Annotated in this window: 29 protein-coding genes and 1 tRNA gene; 17 read left to right on the top strand and 13 right to left on the bottom strand. The window is 66.0% G+C overall.

The window, feature by feature from the left end; genetic code table 11:
• The first annotated feature begins 406 nt into the window (after positions 1–406).
• Positions 407–1024 carry a hypothetical protein gene (locus VEY12_03990; GenBank protein ID HYM39293.1) on the top strand — a complete coding sequence of 206 codons (618 nt, stop codon included), beginning with the start codon at positions 407–409 and terminating at the stop codon, positions 1022–1024.
• On the opposite strand, the gene speB is transcribed toward VEY12_03990, so the two are convergent.
• Genes speB through ablA form a run of 8 tightly spaced genes read right to left on the bottom strand, consistent with a single transcriptional unit; the run spans position 1021 to position 6732 of the window.
• Positions 1021–1884 (bottom strand): agmatinase, encoded by an 864-nt coding sequence (gene speB, locus VEY12_03985; GenBank protein ID HYM39292.1) that lies wholly within the window; start codon positions 1882–1884, stop codon positions 1021–1023. The two genes, VEY12_03990 and speB, sit on opposite strands and share 4 nt — an antisense overlap.
• A 45-nt stretch (positions 1885–1929) precedes the next feature.
• Positions 1930–2316 carry a translation initiation factor IF-5A gene (locus tag VEY12_03980; protein ID HYM39291.1) on the bottom strand — a complete coding sequence of 129 codons (387 nt, stop codon included), beginning with the start codon at positions 2314–2316 and terminating at the stop codon, positions 1930–1932.
• Between the two features lie 45 nt (positions 2317–2361).
• On the bottom strand, positions 2362–3423 hold the full coding sequence (locus VEY12_03975; GenBank protein ID HYM39290.1) for a ribosomal biogenesis protein: 1062 nt from the start codon (positions 3421–3423) through the stop codon (positions 2362–2364).
• A gap of 40 nt (positions 3424–3463) precedes the next feature.
• Positions 3464–4510: an S-methyl-5-thioribose-1-phosphate isomerase gene (gene mtnA, locus VEY12_03970; protein ID HYM39289.1), complete on the bottom strand. Its 1047-nt coding sequence runs from the start codon at positions 4508–4510 to the stop codon at positions 3464–3466.
• 9 nt (positions 4511–4519) lie between these two features.
• Positions 4520–4750: a hypothetical protein gene (locus tag VEY12_03965; protein HYM39288.1), complete on the bottom strand. Its 231-nt coding sequence runs from the start codon at positions 4748–4750 to the stop codon at positions 4520–4522.
• A 4-nt stretch (positions 4751–4754) separates the two neighbouring features.
• Positions 4755–4982 (bottom strand): hypothetical protein, encoded by a 228-nt coding sequence (locus VEY12_03960; protein ID HYM39287.1) that lies wholly within the window; start codon positions 4980–4982, stop codon positions 4755–4757.
• A gap of 48 nt (positions 4983–5030) precedes the next feature.
• The gene (locus tag VEY12_03955) at positions 5031–5336 is read right to left on the bottom strand and encodes a hypothetical protein (protein HYM39286.1); all 306 of its coding nucleotides are present in this window, start codon (positions 5334–5336) and stop codon (positions 5031–5033) included.
• A gap of 52 nt (positions 5337–5388) precedes the next feature.
• Complete coding sequence (ablA, locus tag VEY12_03950) at positions 5389–6732, bottom strand: lysine 2,3-aminomutase (GenBank protein ID HYM39285.1); 1344 nt, start codon at positions 6730–6732, stop codon at positions 5389–5391.
• 153 nt (positions 6733–6885) lie between these two features.
• Between ablA and VEY12_03945 the strand changes: the two genes are divergently transcribed.
• The 3 genes from VEY12_03945 to VEY12_03935 all read left to right on the top strand — a co-directional run bounded on the left by VEY12_03945 (position 6886) and on the right by VEY12_03935 (position 8455).
• A tRNA-Val gene (locus VEY12_03945) sits at positions 6886–6958 on the top strand.
• A 446-nt stretch (positions 6959–7404) separates the two neighbouring features.
• Positions 7405–7770, top strand: a complete 366-nt coding sequence (locus tag VEY12_03940) for a hypothetical protein (GenBank protein HYM39284.1) — start codon at positions 7405–7407, stop codon at positions 7768–7770.
• A 307-nt stretch (positions 7771–8077) separates the two neighbouring features.
• Positions 8078–8455, top strand: a complete 378-nt coding sequence (locus tag VEY12_03935; GenBank protein ID HYM39283.1) for a DoxX family protein — start codon at positions 8078–8080, stop codon at positions 8453–8455.
• Between the two features lie 373 nt (positions 8456–8828).
• On the opposite strand, the gene VEY12_03930 is transcribed toward VEY12_03935, so the two are convergent.
• The 3 genes from VEY12_03930 to VEY12_03920 all read right to left on the bottom strand — a co-directional run bounded on the left by VEY12_03930 (position 8829) and on the right by VEY12_03920 (position 10822).
• Positions 8829–9260, bottom strand: coding sequence for a GNAT family N-acetyltransferase (locus VEY12_03930; protein ID HYM39282.1), 432 nt, complete (start codon positions 9258–9260; stop codon positions 8829–8831).
• A gap of 379 nt (positions 9261–9639) precedes the next feature.
• Positions 9640–9987, bottom strand: a complete 348-nt coding sequence (locus VEY12_03925) for a cytochrome C oxidase subunit IV family protein (protein ID HYM39281.1) — start codon at positions 9985–9987, stop codon at positions 9640–9642.
• 10 nt (positions 9988–9997) lie between these two features.
• Positions 9998–10822 carry a cytochrome c oxidase subunit 3 gene (locus tag VEY12_03920; GenBank protein HYM39280.1) on the bottom strand — a complete coding sequence of 275 codons (825 nt, stop codon included), beginning with the start codon at positions 10820–10822 and terminating at the stop codon, positions 9998–10000.
• A 498-nt stretch (positions 10823–11320) separates the two neighbouring features.
• Between VEY12_03920 and VEY12_03915 the strand changes: the two genes are divergently transcribed.
• From VEY12_03915 to VEY12_03870, 10 genes are all read left to right on the top strand, one after another.
• Complete coding sequence (locus tag VEY12_03915; GenBank protein ID HYM39279.1) at positions 11321–12121, top strand: Rab family GTPase; 801 nt, start codon at positions 11321–11323, stop codon at positions 12119–12121.
• A gap of 19 nt (positions 12122–12140) precedes the next feature.
• Positions 12141–12746: an METTL5 family protein gene (locus tag VEY12_03910; GenBank protein ID HYM39278.1), complete on the top strand. Its 606-nt coding sequence runs from the start codon at positions 12141–12143 to the stop codon at positions 12744–12746.
• Positions 12747–12789: 43 nt separating this feature from the next.
• Positions 12790–13563 (top strand): exosome complex RNA-binding protein Csl4, encoded by a 774-nt coding sequence (locus VEY12_03905; protein ID HYM39277.1) that lies wholly within the window; start codon positions 12790–12792, stop codon positions 13561–13563.
• Positions 13564–13644: 81 nt separating this feature from the next.
• On the top strand, positions 13645–13836 hold the full coding sequence (locus VEY12_03900; GenBank protein ID HYM39276.1) for a hypothetical protein: 192 nt from the start codon (positions 13645–13647) through the stop codon (positions 13834–13836).
• A 54-nt stretch (positions 13837–13890) separates the two neighbouring features.
• A complete protein-coding gene (locus VEY12_03895) occupies positions 13891–15102 on the top strand; it encodes a serine hydroxymethyltransferase (GenBank protein HYM39275.1) in 1212 nt (403 codons plus the stop codon).
• A 121-nt stretch (positions 15103–15223) separates the two neighbouring features.
• On the top strand, positions 15224–16234 hold the full coding sequence (locus VEY12_03890) for a ThiF family adenylyltransferase (GenBank protein ID HYM39274.1): 1011 nt from the start codon (positions 15224–15226) through the stop codon (positions 16232–16234).
• A gap of 1 nt (position 16235) precedes the next feature.
• Positions 16236–16907 carry a hypothetical protein gene (locus tag VEY12_03885; GenBank protein ID HYM39273.1) on the top strand — a complete coding sequence of 224 codons (672 nt, stop codon included), beginning with the start codon at positions 16236–16238 and terminating at the stop codon, positions 16905–16907.
• Positions 16904–17188, top strand: a complete 285-nt coding sequence (locus VEY12_03880; protein ID HYM39272.1) for a hypothetical protein — start codon at positions 16904–16906, stop codon at positions 17186–17188. The genes VEY12_03885 and VEY12_03880 overlap by 4 nt, the downstream gene beginning before the upstream one ends.
• A 64-nt stretch (positions 17189–17252) precedes the next feature.
• Positions 17253–17771 (top strand): DUF4382 domain-containing protein, encoded by a 519-nt coding sequence (locus VEY12_03875; protein HYM39271.1) that lies wholly within the window; start codon positions 17253–17255, stop codon positions 17769–17771.
• A gap of 45 nt (positions 17772–17816) precedes the next feature.
• Entirely contained in the window at positions 17817–18299 is a 483-nt protein-coding gene (locus VEY12_03870; GenBank protein ID HYM39270.1) for a nucleic acid-binding protein, read from the top strand.
• Here VEY12_03870 and VEY12_03865 read toward each other — a convergent pair.
• Together VEY12_03865 and uppS are read right to left on the bottom strand one after the other, a co-directional pair.
• Positions 18280–19377 carry a hypothetical protein gene (locus VEY12_03865; protein ID HYM39269.1) on the bottom strand — a complete coding sequence of 366 codons (1098 nt, stop codon included), beginning with the start codon at positions 19375–19377 and terminating at the stop codon, positions 18280–18282. The two genes, VEY12_03870 and VEY12_03865, sit on opposite strands and share 20 nt — an antisense overlap.
• Before the next feature lie 46 nt (positions 19378–19423).
• Positions 19424–20209: a polyprenyl diphosphate synthase gene (gene uppS / locus VEY12_03860; protein ID HYM39268.1), complete on the bottom strand. Its 786-nt coding sequence runs from the start codon at positions 20207–20209 to the stop codon at positions 19424–19426.
• A 174-nt stretch (positions 20210–20383) separates the two neighbouring features.
• On the opposite strand from uppS, the gene VEY12_03855 reads away from it, so the two are divergent.
• From VEY12_03855 to VEY12_03845, 3 genes are all read left to right on the top strand, one after another.
• Positions 20384–21220: a C15orf41 family protein gene (locus VEY12_03855; GenBank protein ID HYM39267.1), complete on the top strand. Its 837-nt coding sequence runs from the start codon at positions 20384–20386 to the stop codon at positions 21218–21220.
• Between the two features lie 48 nt (positions 21221–21268).
• A complete protein-coding gene (gene eif1A, locus VEY12_03850; protein ID HYM39266.1) occupies positions 21269–21574 on the top strand; it encodes a translation initiation factor eIF-1A in 306 nt (101 codons plus the stop codon).
• Between the two features lie 529 nt (positions 21575–22103).
• The coding region (locus VEY12_03845; GenBank protein ID HYM39265.1) for an RIO1 family regulatory kinase/ATPase at positions 22104–22490 on the top strand (387 nt) is incomplete at its 3' end.

Here is a 22490-nt window from a genome sequence, read left to right as displayed (position 1 = left end):
GCATCTGCGGTTTGTAGGACCGGGGGATCTCGTAGGCGAAGTCGTCGACCCGGTTCAGCGGTCCCTGCCAGCCCACGCCCACGTCGTGCCTCCCGCCCAACCGATGGGTCGAATCCACATAAACGTTCGTGCGTGCGCGCGCCGGAGCGCGGGGCGAACGAAAGGTATATCGCCTCACGTGACACTTTATCACACGGGTTGGGACGAGCCCCTCGTAGCTGCCTGGCCCCACGTCGACGCGGGTGCGGATCGACATGCGGGTCCGAATTCAGGACCCGCTCCGTGAGGACGGTGGGGGAGGTAACCGGGGAATGCGGCGCGGGAGGGCGGCGGGGCTCGTCGCGCCTTTTTCCCTCCGGCCGGCTCGGGCGAATCTTCTTATCACGATTTTCCGTTCCCGCGCGCGATGCCGCGGTCATCGCGTCGTGAGGTGCAGTCCGTCCAGCGCGCGGACGGGAAGCTCGCTGCGGTCCGCCGGCAACTCGAGACCCTGAATCGGCGGCTCGCGGAGCAGGAGCGGCGTCTCCGGGCGCTCACGAAACGGTCCGAAGCGAGTGCGCGCCGCCACGCCGTGGTCTACGACGCCCTGCAACTCGGAGATTCCGCGAAGAGGGGGGAGCGGGGCGTGGTCCGCGATCTCCAGGATTCCGTGGAGCGGCTCGAGGATTACCTCCTCAAGACCGCCGACCGCATCGAGACGATCTTTTCCGCCCTGAAGCAGCACCGGGAACTGCTCGTCGGCGTGAACAAGCGCGTCTTGGACGTCGGCACGAAGGACCGGATTCGTCTCGAGCTCGACGTGATGAAGAACACGCTCTCCATCCTCTCCCTGAACGGCGTCGAGTTCGACGCGGCGATCGTCAAGGACATCGACTCCCTCCGCGCCCGCCTGCGCCAGTCGGAGGACTTGGCCCAGCTCGAACGGGCGAAGGCGGACCTCGACAAGAAGTTCGACGGGGAGCTGAAGAAATTCGATCTGGACGCGATCTGGTCGCGGAAGAAGGAGATCCCCGGGTACCGCTAGACCCAGGAACGGGCCTCGGCGATCGACATGATTGCCTCCCGCACGAGCCGCGCCGCGAGCAGGGAGGTCTGTCCGAAATCCCACGCGGGGCTGACCTCGTTCAAGTCCATCCCGACCAGATGGGGCGCGAGCATGCCGAGGAGCCGCTTCAGCTGCATGGGCGCGAGCCCGAAGGGTTCCGGGTTCCCCACCCCCGGGGCGTACGCGGGGTCGACGCCGTCCATGTCGATGGTCAGGTAGACCTTGTCCCGGTCCACGGTCTTGAGCGCACGTTCCGCGGCGCGGGCGATCCCTTCTTCGTGGATGTCGTACACGCTCACAAAGCTGAGGCCGAGCCGGGCGAGGTCCTCGCGCTCCTCCTCGCTGAAGGAGCGTACGCCCATGTACACGACGCGCTCCACGCCTACGTGGTCCGCGCAGCGGCGCGCGGAACAAGCGTGGGACCACTTGTCGTCCAGGTACGAGTCCCGGAAGTCCAGGTGGGCGTCGATGCCGAGGACGGCGACGTCCCTGGGGAGCGAACGCACGACGGCGGGCGCGAGGCTGTGCTCGCCGCCCAGGACGATGGGCACGCGACCGCGCTTGATCGCGTCCGCGCTCATCTTGGAGACGCCCTCGACCATCTCCGCGGACGGGCCGAAGGAGGGCGTGTCGCCCAGGTCGATGAACGGGATGTCGGCGAGGCTGTGCCCGTGGTCCATCATGTACGCCTCGAAGTTGTACGAGGCCTGGCGGATCGCCCGGGGGGCGAAGCGGCTCCCGCCGCGGAACGAGCAGGTCCGATCGTACGGCACGCCGAAGATCGCGATCTTCGCGTCCTCAAGCTTCGCGTGCGCGTCGGCGAACCGCGTCGCGGGCATGGCCTCCGAGAACTCCCTGGGATTATAAGAGGGCGGCGGGAGCGACTACGGCGTCGAGAGCTTGCGGCGGCCCAGGGTCTCGATGTACATCTGCTCCTGGCCCGCCTGGAGCGATCCCCGGAGTTCTTCAGGGACCTCGATCTCGAACGTTTCGTAGTTCTCGAGGTCCATGACCTGCGCCTTGTTCTCGTGGATGGAGAGGACCTGGCCCTTGCGCTTGTCGATCATGGGGACGCGGACCTTGTGGGTCACCGGGTGCACGACGGACCGCTTCTGGCCGTCGAAGATGCCGATCGCCTCGAGCCTCGCCTTGGCCTCGCCATGTTTCCCCGGCTTCGAGAACTGGATGCTGATGATCTTGCACGGCTCGTCGTCGATGACGACGTACCGGTTCACCTTAAGTTCGCGCATCTCGGCCTGTTCCCACGACATGGCGATTCCACTCGGGCCGATGCGGCCGGCCCATTAAAGCCTTTCTCAGCGCCGCCGCAAGGCGCGTGCGTGGGATGGGAGCTTGGGCGGTCGCCGGGCGGGTTTCTCCTCCTTGCGACGTCGGATCTCCGCGACCGCCCGGTCGAGGCTCGCCTGGAGTTCCGCCGCGATGGGTCGGTGTGTGTACGCATCCGCTCGGGCGGCCATGACGATGCGCCCCGCGAATGTTCGGGCAAGGGCACCGCGTTGCCACGGCGGGGCCCGGTGAATCAGTGGATGCTGGAAGAGGACCCCGTGCTTCGGCGGGCGCGAGCCCGTCTTCAGGTGGCGGAAGAGCGCCTTCTCCGCTCCCAGGAGCTGAACGGTCCCTGAGGGGCAGCGAGCGAGCTCCTCCACGCTTCCCGCGAGGGTCACGAGCCGAGCCGCGATCATAGGTCCGGCGAGGTCGGAGACGTTGGGCGCGAGGGACCGGATGGTCCGGTCGACGTAGGCCTCCAGGTCCTTGCGCCGGAACGCCAAGGTCTGCGCGAGCTCGGCCATGCCGCGGATTTCCTTCTCCTCGGGTTCACCGAGCTCCGCGCCCACGCTCTCCCCCACGTCGAGCGGGAGATGCTCGCGACGGCCATGCTCCGCAATCAATGCGAGGTACTCGCGCTCGTCGACCATCTTCGCGAGCTCCGGGAAGTGGAGCCCGTACCATTCCCGGATCCGCTCGACGAGGACGTTCTCCTGCTCCTGCAGGTCGTCCACTGCGGCGACGGCCTGCCCCAGGTGGTCCTCCGGGCGGATGGCCTTCCGCATGCGGCGCTTGGCGAGCTCCACCATGGCCGCGTGGAGCAGGCCGCGGTCGAAGCCGAAACGCGCGGGATTGAGAAACGCGGGCTTCTCCGTCGTGAACCGGCCCCCTGCGCGTTCCAGCCGCGGCTCGAGGACGAAGACCTCCGGAGCGAGGCCCATGAGCTCCCGTTCCTCATCGAGGACCTTCCAGTCCTCGACCTTCGCGAGCCGCTCCGCCAGGGCCTTCGGGTCTTTGGGGAACAGCCGCTCCTGAACGACGGTGCCCTCGTCGATCAGGAAGGATCCGAACCAGGTGGTCTGGAGGTGCATCCCGGGGGCAACCGCGCGAGCGCGTAAAAGGGTATCCGCCTCAGCGCCATCGCTTGGACCGCGCCTTCTGCTTCGGGATGGATTTGGGTTTCCCAATCCTGCCCAGCTCGGAGGGACGCAGGATGCCTTGCTCCGTGATGATCCCGCGGATGTACTTCGCCGGAGTCACGTCGAAGGCAGGGTTGCGCGCGGGGCTCTCCTTGGGGGCCACCGGGTTTCCCGCGAATTGCAGGACCTCCTGGGGGGAGCGTTCCTCGATTGGGATCTTAGGGCCGGACGGGATCGTGAAATCGATCGTGCTGCTTGGGGCCGCCACGTAGAGCGGCACTCCGTTTTCCTTGGCCACGACGGCCTTCATGTACGTGCCGATCTTGTTCGCGGTGTCGCCGTTTGCGGCGATCCGGTCCGCGCCCACGAGGACCAGGTCCACCTCGCCGCGGCTCAGGAAGTGACCCGCTGCGCTGTCCGGCAGGATCGCGTGCTCGATCCCTTCCTGGAGGAGCTCCCAGGCGGTCAGCCGCGCGCCTTGGAGGCGGGGCCGGGTCTCGCTCACGTAGACGAAGAACTTCTTGCCTTGTTCCTTCGCGACCCGCATCGGTGCGAGCGCCGTGCCGATGTCGACCGCGGCCAACGCGCCCGCGTTGCAGTGCGTCAGGATGCGAGACCCGTTCTTGATCAGCTTGGCGCCGTGCTGGCCGATCTTGCGGCAGCGTTCCACGTCGTCCGATGCATATCGTTCCGCGGCCGCGAGCGGGTCCTCGCCCGCGTTGATTGCCTTGGACATGAACTCCAGCGCGTAGAACAGGTCGTGGCCCGTGGGCCGTGTCTTCCGGAGGCGATCCGCGGCCTCCCGCACGTTCCCTCCCTGGCGGTGGACCTGCGCGATGCCGTACGCCGCGGCCGCACCGATCGCAGGCGCACCGCGCACGACCATGTCCTCGATCGCGACCGCGAGCTCTTCGAGGCCATGGGCCTCGTAGACACGGATCTCGAACGGCAGAAACCGCTGGTCGAGGAGCTTGACCACCCCGTCCTCGAACCAGACCGTCCGCACGTCCCGCGCGCCGCCGTCGATCGTGACCCGCACGACGGTCCCTCAGCTCTTGCGCAAGGACGAGAGGAGGTTCCCGAGCCCGGGACGGCCCAGTTCCTTCTTCATGTCCCGGGTCAGGTTGTCGTAGTACGCGACCTGCTGTTCGACGCGGACCAGCTCGCCATCCAGGCGGTGCCGCTCCTCCTCCACCTGGTCGAGGGCCGTGAGGAGCCGGCGTTCCCGCAGCCGCCAACGCTCGAATTCCCTCTGCGTGGCGTCGAGGGCGCTCGGCATGGGATCACCGCAGCGCCGCGGGAGGCAGTCGCCGCTCCGCGTCGATCTGGGGGCTCTTGAGGCTCGACAGGAGTGCGTTGTACTCCGCGACCTTCCTCCGGACGCGATCCAGTTCCCGCTGGAGGTACGCCTTCCGACGCCGGAGCTGGCGGAGTCGCTCGCGGATGCGGTCTCTCCGCTCGCGCCACTTCTTCCGCTCGTCCAGGGCGAGCAGGACGCCGGACGGGTCCATGGTGTCGGGAGTCCAGAAGGAGCCGGGTATTTAACCGTGCTGATAGCCTCAGTCTTCTTCGATCGTCACGGCCGGGACAAGGTCCCGGAGTGCGTGGGCGACGCCGAAGAGCTGGGCCAGGAAGTCCCGCGCGACGCCCTCCGCGGTATCGAGGCCGATCACGAGATCGAGGTCCTCGACCCGCGCGACGGTCACGAGCTTCGCGACGATCTTGTCCGTCGCGGCATCCGTGACTGCGACGCGCGCGATCAGGTTCGCGCCTTCGCGGGAGGTCGACAGGTGGATGGCCAACCCATGCCCGTGGAGCTCCCGCTTGACGATGGCTCGCTTCTCCTCCGCGAGGTCTTTGGACACGATGCGCACCTCGCGATCGACAGACGCGACGGCGTAATGAAGCTGCCGCACCTCAGGGTCCCGGGCTGCGGAGCGTCACCTCGAGCTTCTTCTCGCGGCGGCGTTTCTCTCGGAGGCTTCCCTCGGGCACGAGGCTGCTCCGCTGGCCGCCCAGGATCCCCGCGACGCCCTCCCGGGACGCCCGCGCGTCCGTCTGGCAGTGGACGCAGTGGTCCGGACACGCGCTCGGCGGGATGTCGGGCTCCGGGTACGAAAAGATCCCGCCCTCGTAGTTGCGGATCACGACCTTCTTGTCGCTCTCGCTGATCATGTAGTTCGGGCCGAGCGGGACCTTGCCCCCGCCGCCCGGCGCATCGAGGATGAACAGGGGAACCGCGAAGCCCGAGGTGTGTCCCCGGAGGGCCTCCGCGATCTCGATCCCCGTGGAGACGCGCGTCCGGAAGTGCTCGATGCCCTCGCTCAGGTCGCACTGGTAGAAGTAGTACGGGCGGACCCGGTTGAGCACGAGCTTGTGGACCAGGTGCTTCATGATCGTGGGGCAGTCGTTGATCCCCCGCAGGAGGACCGTCTGGTTCCCGAGCGGGATCCCCGCGTCCGCGAGCATGGCCAGGGCCGTCGAGGCCTCCGGCGTGATTTCCTTGGGATGGTTGAAGTGCGTGTTGAGCCACAGCGGGTGGTACCTCTTGAGCATGGATACGAGCTGCGGGGTGATCCGCATGGGCAGGGTGCACGGCGCACGGGATCCGATGCGTACGATCTCGATGTGGTCGATTTCCCGGAGGCGCTTGAGGATGTGCTCCAGGTACTCGTCGTTCACCATGAGCGGGTCGCCTCCGCTCAGGAGAACGTCCCGCACCTCCTTAGTCCTCTCGAGGTACTCGAACGCGGGCTCCAGGTCCTTCGTGGACATGGCCCCGTGGGAATGGGCCGTGAACCGGCGTCGCGTGCAGAAGCGGCAGTACATAGCGCAGTAGTCCGTGATCAGGAGCAGGACGCGGTCTGGATACCGATGGGTCAGGTGGGGCACGGGGGAGTCCACGTCCTCGAAGAGGGGGTCGTGCTGGTCCGCCCCGGAGAAGTGGGTCTCCTGGACGCGCGGAACCGCCTGGAGCCGCACGGGGCAGCTCGGGTCGTTCGGATCCATGAGGCTCGCGTAGTACGGCGGGATTCCGAACTTGAAGTACTTCGCGCAGTCCACGATGCCGCGCTCCTCGTCCGGAGTGAGCGGGAGGATTTGGCGCACCTCCTCCAGGCTCTTGACGACGTGGGCGGCCTGCCATTTCCAATCGTTCCACTGCGCCTCGGTCACGTCCCGCCAGAGCGGGATTTCCTGCCAGTGTCGAACCTCACTCGCGGCCGCCCCGGTGGCGGAGCGACGAGGTTCTGCAACGACCATACGACGGACCTCCGGTCATCCGTTCGAATCTGTGGACGTGCGATGCTTGGAGGCGGGATTTAGCGCCATTGTACTTTCAATTCCCATTTCCCCCATTCTTCGCCCGAGGTTCGATGGAGATTTATACGACCGCGACCCTTGCGCGCCCCCGCCGGGCTCGTGGTCTAGTGGTTATGACATCGCTCTCACACAGCGAAGGTCACCGGTTCGAATCCGGTCGAGCCCACTTACTTTCCGGTTCGAAATCTATGTCTCCTGAACCGTGAATCTCGGACGCATGGTTCGAGTCCAGCCCAAGGGAGGCCGCGAGCCCCCGACACTCATCAAGACGGAGTGCGGGGATGTTGCCGACATGGTCTGCGGCCATGCTTTCGACATGTATGGAGCGGGATTCATTGGCAATTTGGCGTGCCCGTTATTCTCTGGTGCCCTATGCTCGCTGATCAATCTCCCTTCCCATGTCATGGCCCGTAGGATTCCGAGTCTGGTCATGGAGGTAGCCTGACGGAGAAGAAGTTCGTCTTCGCAATTCGACCTCCACCCGACTCGCCCGGGGAACTCCCGAGGGCATGGTGGCTCCCTGGTGCTCTCGGCCCCCTGGCAGTCCTTGAGGCATCGAAGGGCGGGCTGAGAATCATCTGTCGGTCGCCGCAGGGTAGTGCGCTGCAACTCATGGCGGGAATCGCTGTCGGGCTTGCCCTGGTCGGGGTCTACGCATCGACGGCTTTCCTCATCATCACTGCGCTCGGGGTGACGCTAACTTCGGCCGTCGCCGGGTACTCAGTCGCCGGGGTGCTGGCCATCCTCATCCTGCTTCCGGTGTACCCCCACGTACGGAACCTGGCGGCTTGGCATCCTCTCGACTACTCGGTCCCGATTCAAGTTCTGGAAGCCACACTCGGCATGTTTCACCAGGAACTCAAACTTCTGGGGGAGGGTCACGAAATGCGGGAGCGTACCAACGCCAGAAGAGGGACAATCACCGCCGCCCTGCGCCTCGCGCATCCGCGACTGCCGGAATCCGAGGCTCGCAGATGAGGTTTCGAGTGCGGATGTCCGCAGCCTTCATGTTCAACTTCAGTGAGGTGCCTTCATGCACCTCTATTTGGACGAGGCGGTAACCATAGTGGAGCTCTCCCTTTGACAGGCGCGGATTCGACGAAGGACAATTGGCACACGCAAAATGGATGCAGTTGACCATTGGCACCGAGATCGACAACATCGTGAGGGAGCTTCCCCTGCGCCAATCGTAGGTCATCCGCAGATCTCAGGTAGGCCTTTCCAAAGGGATTTAGGGCGCGGGTGATTCGCTGATACCACGAGCCTCTTCGGATCCCTCAACTCGATTGACCTCGCCTCCCTCGTCCTGCGGCTCGCCGTCGGCGGCCTAATGATCATCCACGGCTGGCCCAAGATCAAGAACATGAAGCAGCCCGCCGCATGGATCGCGAGCACGGGGTGGAAATGGGCCGCCGGGTTCGCCTATCCCTTCTCGCTCCTCGAATTCCTGGGGGGCGTGACCCTGGTGATCGGATTTCTCACGCGCATCGCCGGCCTCCTCTTCGTCCTCGAGATGATCGCGACGACCATCTTTGCGCGAGAGGAGCTGGGCAAGAAGCTCCTGGGCGGCTGGGAGACGGACCTGCTCTTCCTGGCGGGAGCCCTTGCCCTCGTCTTCCTGGGGGCCGGCGCATGGTCCCTGGATGCCCTCCTGGGCCTCTAGCCGGCGATCGGTCGAGGGGTGTCAGCTGGAGTCGAATCGGCATTATCCCCCAACGGGGGCAGGCGGAATCCGAACCGACCGTCCGGCCGCTCGGTACGGCTCCCGGTAGGTCGGGACCTGATATAACGCAAGGCTGTTCCGCGATCTTAGGATTCATCGTCTAGGGGCCTCACCTCGAAGAGCCCAAACCGGAATTGGTTCGAATCCGGTCGACGGCGTTCTCTCCCCAGGATGGGGACGTTCTTGGCACCGGACGACCCCCGGAGCAGGCCTTCTTCGTCCCGTGGCTTGGTTCCCTCATGCCAGTCCTGTCGGTCGGGCACCTTTCCCTCTTTGGGAACGATCCCTCACGTTTAGCGTCTCGGTGAGAGAATTAGAGCCGAACCTTGTACCGCACGACTCGGTTGTGTTCACGGAATCCGTTCTTCTCGTACACTCGCCGGGCGGGGCCGTTGGAATCGTCTGTGATGACGTACATCACGGAATGGCCTGCCTCGCGCGCCTGCCGGATGGCCGCTCGGACGAGCCGCGTTCCGATTCCTCGGTCGTGGTAGTCCGGATGGACGTGGAGCTCGTGGAGCTCCGCCCACCGCCCAACCCCAGGGTCGAACCATGCGGGCTCGAACGCGGGGCCCCACATCACAAGGCCGACCACCTGGCCGCCCACCTCTGCCACAGTCAACCGGCTGTTACCGTAGCGCACCGCGTTGTCCACGAAGAACATGGGGTAGATGCGGCAGATGTCCGCGGCGTCGTCGATCCGGAACGGCCTAAGCTTCGCCCGGGAGTGTTTCCGATGCGTCATGTCGCGTTCGTACCACCTCCCTTGTCCGTTGCATAGGTCGTTAGGTGGAAAGACTTTGTGGCTCGTCCTCGTGGTGGTTCGTCCCGAGAGCCTGGGGCGTCATGGTTTTCGCTGCGAAGACGGGCCTCGAGAACCCAAACCGGAACCGGTATGGGTCCGGTCGAGCCCACTCTCCCTCCGCCGCGGGGTGCAATCGGGTACCGGAGTGATGCGCTGGGTTGCTCACCCCCGCCCCCTCTCCGGCGGGATCCTACGTGCTCCACCCGGGCACAAGTGACACGGTTCGTGGGTCCCGAACCGACCGACACGCGGTCTTCATCCCGGTTTCTCGCCATCCCAGCGACACGAACCGGGATGGGCTTCGCATCCCGGCGTCGCGTCAGGGTTGCGGCAGGGAGGGAACCGAGGACGCGGTGAGCGCTGCGACGAGGACGAACACGAGGGCGAGGGCGCCAAACGGGATGAGCATCATCCACCGCGGCTCGTACTTGAGGTGCATGTAGTACGCGACGACGAGGCTCGCCTTGAACGTCGCCAGGAGAATCAGGCTGGAGATCCGGAGCACGGATGGGGCGACACCCGCAAGGGACGGGAACGTCTGCGTCGAGATGTAGACCTCGATGGCGGTGACGACGGCGAGCGCGATGAACACGTACACGTAGGGCCGCCGCACGGGCTCCTCGGTCGCCGTGACCCTCGGGACCGCCGTTGCCGTCTCCGCCGCCATGGTCATTCCCTCAAATCAGGTACACGAGCGTGAACAGGAAGATCCACACCACATCCACGAAGTGCCAGTAGAGCCCGACGAGCTCGACGGTCTCATGGTTCTCCTTCGTGAAGCCGCCCCTCCAGGCCTTCACGTTCAGGTAGGCGAGGGCCAGGACGCCCGCGGTCACATGGGCCCCGTGCGTCCCCGTCTGGATGAAGAACGCGGGACCGAAGTTCGTGTTGACCCCGTAGGGGGCCGTCGTGAACGTAAGGTGGTCCGCGAAGTACAGGTGGTAGAACTCGTTGGCCTGGAACGCGAGAAACGTGAGGCCCAGGAGCATGGTCGCGGCGAGGAAGTACCGCATGCGTTTCACGTCGCCCCGCCCGATGGAGGCGAGGGCCTCCACCATGGTGAGGCTCGAACAGATGAGGATGAAGGTCACGAAGGCGGTCCCGGGCACGTTCAAGATTTGGCCCGAGGTCGCCCACGGGAGCGCGCCGGGAGTGGCCGTCACGCGCAGCCGCACGGTCCACGCGGCGCCGATGATCGCGCTGAAGAACATGACCTCGGTCGCGAGGAAAAGCCAGGTCGCGAGCTTCCTCGCGCTCACGCGGCCGAGAACGGGCAGGTTCTCCGTCCCCGGCCCGTAGTAGGCGCGCGGGGTCGTGTGAAGGTCGTCGCGCAGCCAGCCGATCGCGCCGCTCACGAAGACGACGAGTCCGAGGATGAGCAGTGGGATGTTGACGAGCAGGCCCACGTAACCCACGCCGGCGCCGATGGCGATGACGAGAGGCCACGGGCTGCCGTGGTGAACGTTGGGCTCTCGGTATCGCCTCGTCCTGGCCTCGGCCATGCCCGCCCTCGGTCGGCGGCGCTGAAGGCTCGGTCGGCTTTAACTTCTTCGGTTATCCGAAATCCGGAGGCGACGAACGTCGCCGCGTCGAGACGAAACCGCTGCGAGAAACGAGCCGCGCCTCAGTTCGGACGATAGACCCAGGGGTTGTGAGCCAGTGAGAGGAACAAGTCTCGGGACTTGGACCACTCGATGAGCCAAAGGGGAACCGCGATCTGCGGGCCCTGGGGGCGCATCCGCATGCGATCGTCGTTCCTCGCTGCGCGGATAAAGCCTTCGGCATTCGTTCTGATTCTTGTTCTTAGAAGCTAGAACGCACCCACCTGCTGCCAGACGCTTGTGTTGATTCTCAGGCTAGACGCCTTGCCGCTCGCAGGCTATGGTTGTGTCATGCGCAGAGACGTGTGAGCCCAGCCCAGGTCTCCTTATCGTGCGCAACCGTCCCGGCGAAATGGCTTATACGCGGGGTCCGGATGCGGGACGAAAGGCGCGATAGCCATGCCCACAATCCGCCAGATGAAGACGAAGCTGGTCCTCATGGGAGAGGGCGGCGTGGGCAAGACCTCCCTGATCCGGCGGTTCGTGCTGAACGAGTACCAGGACACGTACATGCACACGATCGGGACCAAGGTGAGCAAGATCGAGCTCACCGTGCCGCACGGTGCGGACGTGGAGGTCCGGATGGACATGTCCATCTTCGACATCATGGGTCAGCACGGGTTCCGGGATCTGATCCGGGAAACGTACTTCCATGGGGCCCAGGCCCTCATGGCGGTGTGCGACCTCACCCGGATGGACAGCCTGGCCGCCCTGACCAGCTGGATTCCCTCGGGCCTGGAGATCTCCGGCGACGTCCCCATCTACATCATCGTGAACAAGAAGGACCTGATCGACCGACGGGCGTTCTCCGACGAGGATGTCCAGAAGACCGCCGATTCCTTCGCGGCACCCTGGGTCATGACGTCGGCGAAGTCCGGCGAGTTCGTGGACGACGCCTTCAACGCCCTCGCGGTCGAGATCGTGGAGCGTGCGATGCGCACGGAGCAGGCGCGCGCGGTGGAGCACGGTCTCCGGGACAAGATTCTCCTCTTGCTCGCCAAGCGGGGCACCCTGGGCCTGAAGAAGGCCCAGTTCTTCGAGATTCTGCGGGGCGTGGACTTCGACGAGCTGCAGCGAGAGATGGCGGCGCTCGAGCGGGACGGTCTTATCGTGATCGCCTGGCACGGGCCTGGGGATTTCACGGCGACGATCACAAACCGCGGCGTTGAGGCGAGCGCGACCGCACTCACCGACGAGTGAGCCCAAGACGGGTGCGCGCGTGAAGAAAGTCGAGCTGGAACGGATCCTCCAGTCCCTGGAGCCCGTGCCGTCGCCCCGGCCCGACATGGAGCAGTACCCGACCCCGGCCGGCGTGGTGGCCGAGCTGGGTTTCATCGCGTACGGGAAGGGTGATTTGGAAGGTCGCCGCGTGCTGGACGCCGGCTGCGGGAACGGGGTTCTGGGAATCGCGGCGAGACTGCTCGGTGCCGCCTCGGTGGTCGGCGTCGATGCCGATCCGGCGGCGATTCGGGTCGCGGAGGCCAACGCGCGGCGCGTCCAGATCGATGCCGAATGGCGGACCGCGGACGTCAGGTCGATCCAGGGAACCTTCGACACGGTCCTGATGAACCCTCCGTTCGGGTCGCAGAAGAAGCACGCCGACCTGCCGTTCCTCGACAGGGCGATCGCCCTGGGTCGCGTCGTCTACAGCTTCCACAACGCCGCCACGCAGGACTTCCTGCTCCGGCGCATCGAAGCCCAGGGTGGGCGCGTGACGGACCGGGTCCCCTACGCGTTCCCCCTTGCGCGGACCTTTCCTTTCCATCGGGAGGAGGTGCGCCGGATCCCCGTGATCCTCTTGAGGACGGAGACCGCGAAGGGCTAAATACCGGGCGCCTTCTTTCGTCGGACACACGCGAGGAAGAAGCATGGAACCCAAGATGGTCCTACCGGGCGACCAGATCGCCGTGGCGGAGGAATTTGAGCCGGGCGAAGGCACGTACGAGAAGGACGGACTCGTGTTCGCCTCCACGCCGGGCGTGCTGCATCTCGACGAGCAGAGCCGCGTGGCACGCGTGCGTCCGTTCAACCCGCCCGCGGAGCTCCAGCCCGGCGACATCGTCTACGCCGTGGTCGACGAAATCCGCGGCATGATGGCCACCGCGACCGTGAGTGCGATCCACGGACGGGCCCGCCAGGTGAGCGGCGAGACCAACGGGACGATCCACATCTCGAATGTGTCCGAAGAGTACACGGAGGACATCCGGGACATGTACCACCTCGGGGACATCATCCGGGCCAAGGTCATCCAGACCAAGCCCTCCGTCCAGCTCACGACCGCGGAGCCCGATCTCGGCGTCGTGAAGGCCCTCTGCGGCCAATGCCGCGGGCCTCTCGAACTGCGGGGCCGGGACTTGTTCTGCCCGCGGTGCGAGCGCACGGAGCGGAGGAAGATCGCCCGCGACTACGACAGCCTGCGGCTCGACGTGCCCCCGGCGGAACTCGGCGGCGGGAAGGTGCCCCAGCGGCCTCGCCGCGAGGACCGGGGCGGCCGGGACTTCGGCCGCGGGGGCCAAGGAGGTCACGGGGGCCGGGACCGTCGCGACGACCGGGGCGGCCGGGACCGACACGGCGGGCAGGACCGGCGCGGGCACGGCGGCCGGGACCGCGACCGCAGGGATCGAGGGCCTCGGCATCACTGAGCCGAGGGCGTGTCACGGCTCGATGGTTCGTTCCGAGAATTAGCATTCATAATCGAAGGCAAAGTGATAAGAACCTACCCCGTGTTAAACGACCTCCGGAAGGTCGCGATGGCCGTCTCCAACGACGACGTCATGAAGGAACTCAGCCGTCTCCGCAACGAGATCCAGCAGCTGCGCGAGGTGGTCAACGCGCTTTTCAACGCCGTCTTCGAGGAGTCCGACGAGGAGTGGGACTCGACCCCGGACAAGGACGAGTTCAACCTGTACAACTGACGGACGCGCGCCTCCGCCAATGGGCCTTATATCCGATTCGGCGTACCGTCTTCCGTGTTCGAGCTGGATGCGATCGTCCGGGACCACGAGCGTTGGCGTCTTCAGCAAGTCCTGAACCTCCAGCCCTCCGAAAACGTGATGAGCGAGGCGGCGCGCTCCCTGCTCGCGACGGACTTCGTCCATCGGTACACGCTCCCCGCGCGCTTTGCACCCGGGCTCGGCGAAGCGAAGAACGCGTACCGCGGTACGCGGCACACGGACCGGATGGAGGCGCTGGCCGAGGGCCTCGCCCGTGAGGTCTTCGGCGTCACCCACGCCTCCCTGAAACCGCTCTCCGGCCATCTCGCCGGATTCCTCATGCTCCAGGCCTGCACGCGCCGCGGCGATCGCATCCTCGTCATCTCCGCGGAGCACGGGGGCTACGACGGCTACATGCCCGGGTTCCTCCCGGACTACCTCGACCTGAAGGTCGACTTCCTCCCGTTCGACACGAAGAGCTGGAACGTGGACCCGAAGAAGGCCGCGGACGCGGTGATCGCGACGCGGCCGAGGCTCGTCCTCGTGGGCGCGAGCCTCATTCTCTTCCCGTACAACCTGCGCTGGCTCCGCGGTGCCTGCGACGACGTGAACGCCGTCCTCGCGTACGATGCGTCCCACGTCCTTGGTCTCATCGCGGGCGGCGAGTTCCAGCGACCGTTCCTTGAGGGCGTCGACATCCTCACCGCGAGCACGCACAAGTCGTTCCCGGGGCCGCAGGGAGGTCTCCTCCTGTCCAACCGCGCGGACCTCTTCGACCGCGCCATGGACACGATCATGTGGCGCACGCAGGACAACGCCCACTGGAACCGGATCGCCGCGACCGCGCAGGTCCTCCTCGAAATGAAGACGTGGGGCAAGGCGTACGCAACGCAGGTCGTGGCGAACAGCCAGGCCCTGGGCACGCAACTCGCCAAGTGGGGGTTCCCCGTGAAGTTCAAGTCGCTCGGGTTCTCCCGCTCCCACCAGCTCCTCATCGACGCCGAGAGGCTGAAGGAGGACTGGCACCTGACTCCGTGGGAGTTCGCGGACCGCCTCGAGCAGAACAACCTGATCGTGGACGCCGTGGGCCGCATCGGGACGAACGAGATCACGCGGATGGGGGCGACGGAGGAACACATGCAAGCCGTCGCCGGCCTCATGTCGCGCGCGGCCCGCGGAGAGGACGTCCGGAGGGATGTCGAGGAGCTGCGCTCCCAACTGCACCTCGCCTTCATCCTGCCCTCCTAAGGCGCTGGCGTTGGCCGCGAGGTCGCGTCCGTCGAACGTCGCTTGCCGAGGTAGGTCTCGAGACCGCGCAGTCCCGAGCCGGGTGACAAAGCCCATATGCAGCCCCTCCGTTACTCGCCGGGTGGCTCCCGCGGATCGGTACCGACGCCAGACCGTCCTCCCCGAACTCGGCACCCGAGGTCAGGCGAGCCTCTCCCACTCCCACATCGTCGTCGTGGGCCTCGGCGCCCTCGGATGCGTCGCCGCAGACCTCCTGGCCCGCGCCGGGGTCGGGCACCTGCGTCTCGTGGATCGGGATGTCGTGGAGATCGTGAACCTCCAGCGGCAGACCCTGTACTCCGAGGCCGACGTGGACCGGCCGAAGGCGGAGGTGGCGGCGGACCGCCTGCGGTCCGTCAATTCTTCCATCGAGGTCGACGCCTTGGCCAAGGATGTTCACGCGGCGACGGTCCACGAGGTCCTCGGGACGGCCGATCTCATCGTGGACGGGACAGACAACCTCGAGACGCGTTATCTGCTCAACGAGGCCGCCCTCGATGCACGCATCCCATTCGTGTACGGCGGCGCCGTCGGAACGTTCGGCATGGTCTTCGCGATTCGCTCGCCCGAGACCGCGTGCTTCCGCTGCCTGAACCCGAACATGCCCGCGCCCGGTAGCTTGCCGACCTGCGAGACGGCCGGCATCCTCAACGCGGTCTCCGCCCAAGTCGGGGCCATCCAGGCGGGCGAGGCGATCCGTCTCCTTCTCGGCGAAGCGCCCTCGGGTGACTTGCTGGTCGTCGACGGATGGAGGCCGGAAATCCAGCGGATCCGCGTTGCCCGGAAGGGCGACTGCCCCGCGTGCGGTCGCGGGGAACGGGGGTTCCTCGGCGCGAAACGTTCCCAGGTCCTCGCCTCGGTGTGCGGCAGCGACACGGTGTCCCTTGATCCCCTGCGCCGCGCCCACGTCGACCTGGACGCGCTCGGACGCCGACTCGGGAAGCTCGGCACCGTGCGGCGCGCAGGCAGCATCCTCATCGCGGACGTGGAGGGCCACCACCTCACCCTGTTCCCGGACGGCCGCGCCTTGATTCGCGGCGTGAAGGACGAATCGGCCGCGCGAGCCGTGTACGCGAAGTATGTGGGGGCCTGACATGGGACGACGGGCCATCCTGCTCCTGAGCGGCGGCTTCGACAGTCCCGTGGCGGGGCACCTCATGGCGCGCCAGGGCTTCGACCTAGTCGCGGCCCACTTCTCCCTGGAACCCATCACGGATGCGGGATCCTCGGTCAAATCGAGGAAGCTCGTGGGGATCCTCGGGTTCCCCATGCTGTACGTGGTGCGCGTGGGCGAGGCGTTCGCCGAGGTCGCCCACGCCTGCCGTCGCCGTTTCTACTTCGTCCTCACCAAGCGCCTCATGGTCCGGCTCGCGGACGCGATCGCAGACCGCGAGGACGCGGACGTGCTCGTGACCGGAGAGAACCTCGGGCAGGTCTCGAGCCAGACGTTGATGAACCTCCGCGCGATCGATGCGGTGGCCCGCCATCCGGTCCTGCGCCCGCTGATCGGCATGGACAAGCAGGAGATCATGGACCGCGCGAAGACGATCGGCACGTACGACGTCTCCGTGGGCCCGGAGATCTGCGATCTCCTGGGACCGCCGCGGCCCGCGACGGCGGCCCGGCTCGAGCAGATCCTCGCGGAAGAGACGAAACTGGACATCGACGGGCTCGTCGCCGCATGCCTCGCCCACGTCGCCCCAGAAAGGTTCAAAGGGGAGCGCCCGCCTGTTCCCGAGGCCCTCGGGCGGAAGGCGACGTCGTGACGTACTACCTGATGAAGCCGTGTCGCACGGCGACGGCCTTCGTCTCCACGTTGAAGAAGCCCTCGCGGGTGGACCTCGCCCAGGCCGCGCAGCGCCTCCGCGGCTCGGGGTGGCGCGTGAACGACGTGAAGGTCATGCTCATCCTCGAGGGCGACCCTGAGCTCACGTTGTACGAGAGCGGCAAGATTCTGGTGAAGACCAACGACGCGGACCGCGCGCGGGGCGCCATCGACCGCGTCTACGAGACGATCGGGCTCGCGGCCCCCGGGGTCTCCGCCTAGGTGCCGACCCTACAGTACCTTTTTAGGCGGTTGTCGAGATGGCCGGCGCGGGGAGAGAGGCAGGGTGCGAGCGCGCGTCGCGATTGTCCTCATGCTCGGCGTCTTCCTCGTAGGCACCGGGGCGGCGTACTACCTCACCTCGACGGCAACCGGCAGCCTGGCGATCCGGATTCACGACTCCCCGCCGATCTGGTCCTCCCTGACAATCACCTTCTCCGAGGTCGCGGTCCATCCCGCCGATGCGGCCAACGACAGCGGATGGATCCCCTTGGACCTCAGTGTGACCCGGATCGATTTTCTGGCGGCAGCGAACGTGAGCGATCTCCTCGCCGTGGACCGCGTGGCCCCTGGGACCTACTCGCAGCTTCGAATTGTCGTGAGCTCCGCCCAGGGCATCCTGTCCGGCGGAGCACCCGTCACGATGGCCGTCCGCAACGGCGCGGTCGTGGCGGGGACCCCATTCACCGTCCACGGCGGTGGCACGACCACCCTCACCCTCGATCTGGACCTGGGTCGGTCGGTCCAGCAGGTGGGCGGCGTCTGGGAATTCCAACCCGTCCTCGGTCCGAGCGGCATCGGGTGAAGGCGCGCCGGAATCCTTGTGAGCTGGGACGGAGTGCAGGATGGCATGCGGCGCGTCCTGGATGCGTCGGCCCTCCTCACGGGGCGTCAGTTCCCGGGAGACCTCTTGACCGTGCCCGGCGTCCTCCGGGAACTGCACCGCCATGGGATGACCCCGCAGCTCGAGGCCGTCCTGGAGACTCAGGTCCGCATCGCATCCCCGGGGACCGCGGTCCTCGAGCGCGTGCGGGCCGCGTGCGAGGCCAGCGGAGACGCTCCGCGTCTGTCTCGGACGGACCGGGAGCTCCTCGCGCTCGCCACGGAGGTGGACGGCATCCTGGTGACCGACGACTACTCGATCCAGAACGTCGCGCGTCTCCTCGGCCTGGCGTACGAGCCCGTCCTCGCCCCGGGGATCAAGGAGACGTGGCGGTGGACGTACCGTTGCACGGGTTGCGGCCGCACGTGGCCGGACTGGCACGAGGAGTGCCCGACGTGCGGCGCAGCCCTGAGGACGGCCCATCCGCACGTCACACGTGGAACGCGATGAGGAACAGATCGATGATGAAGAAGAGGACCACGAGGAGCTCGAGGATGAACATGCGTCGTCCCTCGACCTCGGCTTGGGCCACCTGGTAGATGTCGCTCAGGTCGCCCATCTTCTCCTCCACCGTGTGCCGCCAGGATTCCAGTTCGAACTTCTTGGAGCAGACACGGTAGACCTTGCCCAGGAACCAGTCGCCCCAGAGCTTCGAGATGTTGTCGACCTGGAACGTCGCCTCGGAGAGATCCATCCGCAGCTCCGCGAGCTCCTTGAGCTTGCCGCCGCCGCTGCGGAACAGGGTCGTGCGTCCCAGGAGATCTTCGAGGTCATCGTACGCCTTGTCGATGATCTTGTCCAGGTACGCGTCGTACGTTCGCAACTCGAGGAGCTGCAGGTTTGCGATTTCGAACACGGCGAGGGTGTCCTCGTAGGACGCGGTCGGTTCGAGCACGAGGGCCGTCTCCCACTCCACGACGACGAGGTCGTCCTGGTAGTACGAGAGCCAGTTCTTCCAGGTGTCCTCGACCTCGGCGTCGCTGATGTCGTCGGGGCGCGGATCCGACGCGAGGAGCGCGGTGACCTCCCGGCGCCAGCCGTTCGCGAACGTGCGCACGGGGTGTTCCGAGACCGTGATGCAGTAGACCGTATAGGGCTCGGGCTCCACCTTGATCTCGTAGGAGTCGTGCATGTAGGGGACTAGGTCCTCCTCGATGCGCTCCGCGATGCGTGCCCCGTACTCGTCCAGGGATGCGTCCTTCCCGCCCTCCCGGATCCGCACGGTCCCGTAGGGCCGCAGGTCCCGGAGCGTGTCCACTTCGAAGGGCGTCCGGAGGACCACGGACAGGGCGCCGACCCCGTAGAGCTTCACGGCGATCGTGAACGTCAGCCGGTCCAGGTTCGTGTCCACCTCCCGCTGGTCCACGTGGACCAGGAGGGGCTGTCCGAGTCGCGCGTACTTGGGCGCGCCGCGTTCGGAGACGATGCGCCCGGAGAGGAACGGCATGTCGACGCGGCGTTGGACCTCGTCCAGATCAATCGCGGCGCCCAGGTCGAAGAGCCGGTAGTACACGACCTCTCCTTTCATCGCGCGTCCGGGAGAGGCCGCACCGACTTAAGGGATGCGGTCGTCGTCAGGCGCCGTACCGCCGGGCGCGCTGTTGGTACGAGCGGATCGCCCGCAGGAAGTCGATCTTCCGGAAGCCGGGCCAGTACACGTCGACGAAGTACAGCTCCGCGTAGGCGAGTTGCCACAGGAGAAAATTCGAGATCCGCTCCTCGCCGCTCGTCCGCAGGACGAGGTCGGGATCGGGGAGGTCCGCCGTGTACAGTCGACGGGAGAAGAACTTCTCGTTGATGTCCTCGGGTCCGACCTTGCCCGCCTGCGCGTCCCGCACGACGTCGCGGATGGCGGTCAGGATCTCCTCGCGGCCCCCGTACGCCACGGCGAGGTTGAAGCGGTACGCGTCGTAGTCCTTCGTGCGGTTCTCCGCGTACTCGATCGCCTCGACGACCTCCTTGGGGAGGAGCTCGCGGTCCCCGAACACGGTGATCTTGATCTTGTGCTGGTGCACGCGCGCGTCATCCCCGACGCGGCGGAAGTTCTCGGCGAACAGGTGCATGAGGTGCTGGACCTCGTCGGAGGGCCGCCGGATGTTCTCCGTGGAGAACGCGTACACGGTGAGGATGCGGACGCCGACCTCCAGGCACCACTCGAGGACCTCCTCGAGTTTGTCCCGCCCCTTCGTGTGCCCCTCGAGCTCGTTCCCGAGTCCAATCTCCTTCGCGAATCGCCGGTTCCCGTCCATGATGATCGCGACGTGACGGGGGACGGTGCCCGCCTTCACGCTGTGCATAAGCCGCCGTTCATACGCCTGGTAGGCCGCGTCGCTGACGATCTTGGAAACGTCCACGCGCATGGTGAGCCGCGTTCCATAGAGGGGCTTCTATATAGGCATATCTCGGGCCCACCTCGGAGCCCGGCCCGAGGGTGCTCGCCCGGCGACTCAGCCACAAATGTTTAAGTAGACTGGCCCAATTGAAGCGCCAATCCGATTCATCTCATTCGTGTGTGACTCAGCTTGCGCTTGTCAATGAAGCTACAGGAATATCAGGACCTTTACCAGCGGCTCGCGACCCCGGAAGACATCGACTTCCTTGCGGAGAACTTCGGGTACGACAAGGAGCTCCTCCTGGTCATCTACACCCAGCGGGTCGTCCGGGACACGACCAAGCGGTTCTACCGCGTGAAGGCCCAGGCTCGCCGCCTCGCGTTCGAGTGGCAGCACGGGGCCAGCCTGCTCAAGATCGCCCGCCAGTTCGAGTTCCCGCCCATCCTCGCGTCCCTCATGATCCTGGAGCAGCGCAAGATCCCGCGGAAGCAGTTCTGGAAGATGATCCGGGAGTTCGACAGCGTCTCGGACCGCCGGCTTCGGCGCGAGCTCCAGGAGGTCGTCGAGACCGACATCGTGTACTCGCCGGCCGGGAGCGCGAGGCAGTACGCCCGCGGACGCTGGGGCGAGCACAAGCTCCAGTCCTGGCTCGACGGCCGGGGCCTCCTGTACGAGACGGAGAAGGACCTCCGGGCGAAGTACGACAAGACGCCGGACATCCTGCTCCACAAGCCGCTCGAGATGAACGGTTCCAAGAAGTACTGGATTGAGTCCAAGGCGATCTTCGGGGACCCGTTCGAGATCCGGCGGCACGTGAAGAAGCAGCTCGCGCCCTACAGCGACCTGTTCGGCGACGGCACCGTGGTGTACTGGTTCGGCCACGTGGACGACCAGACGTACAACCTGCCCGAAGGCGTAGACATCGTCGACGGGACCTTCTTCGAGGATCCGCTCGTTCCCTATCCGTATGTCCCCGTGAACCAGACCAAGGTGGATGAGGTGCCCATGGAGGCGCAGGCTGCGGACATGGAGCCCTAGGGAAACCAGTCGGAAACGTTTAAGCCACCCTGCCTCTTGTTCGCACCCGTGCCCCAGGAAGAGGTCATCCGCGTCCGCATGCCGCGCCTGAAGGAAGGCGAGGTCTTGGGGATCGCGGACCAGCTCCTCGGCGCGTCCCGCATTCGGGTCATGTGCTCGGACGGCAAGAGCCGACTCGGTCGCATCCCGGGCAAGCTCAAGAAGCGCATGTGGATCCGCGAGGGCGACCTCCTCGTCGTCAAGGTCTGGGAATTCCAGGACGAGAAGTGCGACATCAAGCACCGGTACACGAAGACCGAGGCGTCGTATCTGAGCCGCCGCGGCGTGATCCCGAAGTCGATCAACATTTTCTAGGTCCGCGCTCGGGGGTCCGCCAAAGCCGCAGCCTCACGATGGGCTCCCCTCCTCGAATCGCCAACGGGACCTCCGCACGCCGCAGGTCGTGTGGATGGGCACAGTACCTCCTAATACGGGAAAAAGCCTGTGCCAACCGGAGGGATTCATATCGCCCGTGGGACTGCATTCGCGGTGTCAGGTGTTTCGGTCTGTGTCTTGGGGCTTATCGTTGCGGCTCTAGGTGGCATGGGCACCTTCGTTGGCTTGCTCATCGGAATCCTCGGTGTGGGGGTAAGCTTCGCCGGCGCGGTCGACGAGGCCGAGCGGTCGCGTGCGATGGCACCTCACTGAGGCAGGAGGACGCGGGGCATCGTGTGCCCGGTCGGTCGTCGAAAGGGAACGCGGAAGGGTCACATCCCGCGAGGGCAGAGTGGCGGGAACGGTTCCGCCAGGGCGTCGCGCCGTCGATCGGCCACCCGCCGGTCCAGCGCCACTCCCTGAGTCCCGCAAAGCTCTTAGTGCACGGCATCGTTCGATTCCGCGACGCATGATTGACGAACGCTCCCTTCATCGCCTGGAGACCCAGGTCGACGCCCTCCGCACGCGCGAGAAGGACTCCGACGCACTCAAGACGTACGACCAGGTCTTCGACCGCGCCTGCCTCTTGGTGCTCCAGGAACTGATCAACGACGGCGTGATCGCCACCCTGGACTACCCGGTCAGCACAGGCAAGGAGGCCGTCGTGTTCCATGCCACGGATGCCGCCGGAAAGGGCTTTGCGGTGAAGATCTACCGCGTCACGAACTCGACGTTCAAGACGATTGCCGTCTACATCGAGGGCGATGCCCGGTTCAAGCGGGTCAAGAAGGCGACCAAGCCCACGATCTTCGCCTGGGCGCAGAAGGAGTTCCAGAACCTGGTCCGGATGCAGGAC

The organism is Thermoplasmata archaeon, assembly GCA_035632695.1.
Classification (GTDB): Archaea; Thermoplasmatota; Thermoplasmata; order RBG-16-68-12; family RBG-16-68-12; genus RBG-16-68-12.
The sequence above is the reverse complement of the archived record's forward strand: the minus strand, read 5'-3'. Positions and strand labels throughout refer to the sequence as shown.

Coding starts and splice junctions, on each gene's coding strand:
- VEY12_03990 (HYM39293.1), top strand. CDS start 407: ATGCCGCGGTCATCGCGTCGTGAGGTGCAGTCCGTCCAGCGCGCGGAC.
- VEY12_03870 (HYM39270.1), top strand. CDS start 17,817: ATGCGGCGCGTCCTGGATGCGTCGGCCCTCCTCACGGGGCGTCAGTTC.
- VEY12_03915 (HYM39279.1), top strand. CDS start 11,321: ATGCCCACAATCCGCCAGATGAAGACGAAGCTGGTCCTCATGGGAGAG.
- VEY12_03965 (HYM39288.1), bottom strand. CDS start 4,750: ATGCCGAGCGCCCTCGACGCCACGCAGAGGGAATTCGAGCGTTGGCGG.
- VEY12_03905 (HYM39277.1), top strand. CDS start 12,790: ATGGAACCCAAGATGGTCCTACCGGGCGACCAGATCGCCGTGGCGGAG.
- VEY12_03960 (HYM39287.1), bottom strand. CDS start 4,982: ATGGACCCGTCCGGCGTCCTGCTCGCCCTGGACGAGCGGAAGAAGTGG.
- VEY12_03855 (HYM39267.1), top strand. CDS start 20,384: ATGAAGCTACAGGAATATCAGGACCTTTACCAGCGGCTCGCGACCCCG.
- VEY12_03930 (HYM39282.1), bottom strand. CDS start 9,260: ATGACGCATCGGAAACACTCCCGGGCGAAGCTTAGGCCGTTCCGGATC.
- VEY12_03885 (HYM39273.1), top strand. CDS start 16,236: ATGGGACGACGGGCCATCCTGCTCCTGAGCGGCGGCTTCGACAGTCCC.
- VEY12_03980 (HYM39291.1), bottom strand. CDS start 2,316: ATGTCGTGGGAACAGGCCGAGATGCGCGAACTTAAGGTGAACCGGTAC.
- uppS (HYM39268.1), bottom strand. CDS start 20,209: ATGCGCGTGGACGTTTCCAAGATCGTCAGCGACGCGGCCTACCAGGCG.
- VEY12_03940 (HYM39284.1), top strand. CDS start 7,405: ATGGCGGGAATCGCTGTCGGGCTTGCCCTGGTCGGGGTCTACGCATCG.
- VEY12_03925 (HYM39281.1), bottom strand. CDS start 9,987: ATGGCGGCGGAGACGGCAACGGCGGTCCCGAGGGTCACGGCGACCGAG.
- VEY12_03920 (HYM39280.1), bottom strand. CDS start 10,822: ATGGCCGAGGCCAGGACGAGGCGATACCGAGAGCCCAACGTTCACCAC.
- VEY12_03975 (HYM39290.1), bottom strand. CDS start 3,423: ATGCACCTCCAGACCACCTGGTTCGGATCCTTCCTGATCGACGAGGGC.
- VEY12_03865 (HYM39269.1), bottom strand. CDS start 19,377: ATGAAAGGAGAGGTCGTGTACTACCGGCTCTTCGACCTGGGCGCCGCG.
- speB (HYM39292.1), bottom strand. CDS start 1,884: ATGCCCGCGACGCGGTTCGCCGACGCGCACGCGAAGCTTGAGGACGCG.
- ablA (HYM39285.1), bottom strand. CDS start 6,732: ATGGTCGTTGCAGAACCTCGTCGCTCCGCCACCGGGGCGGCCGCGAGT.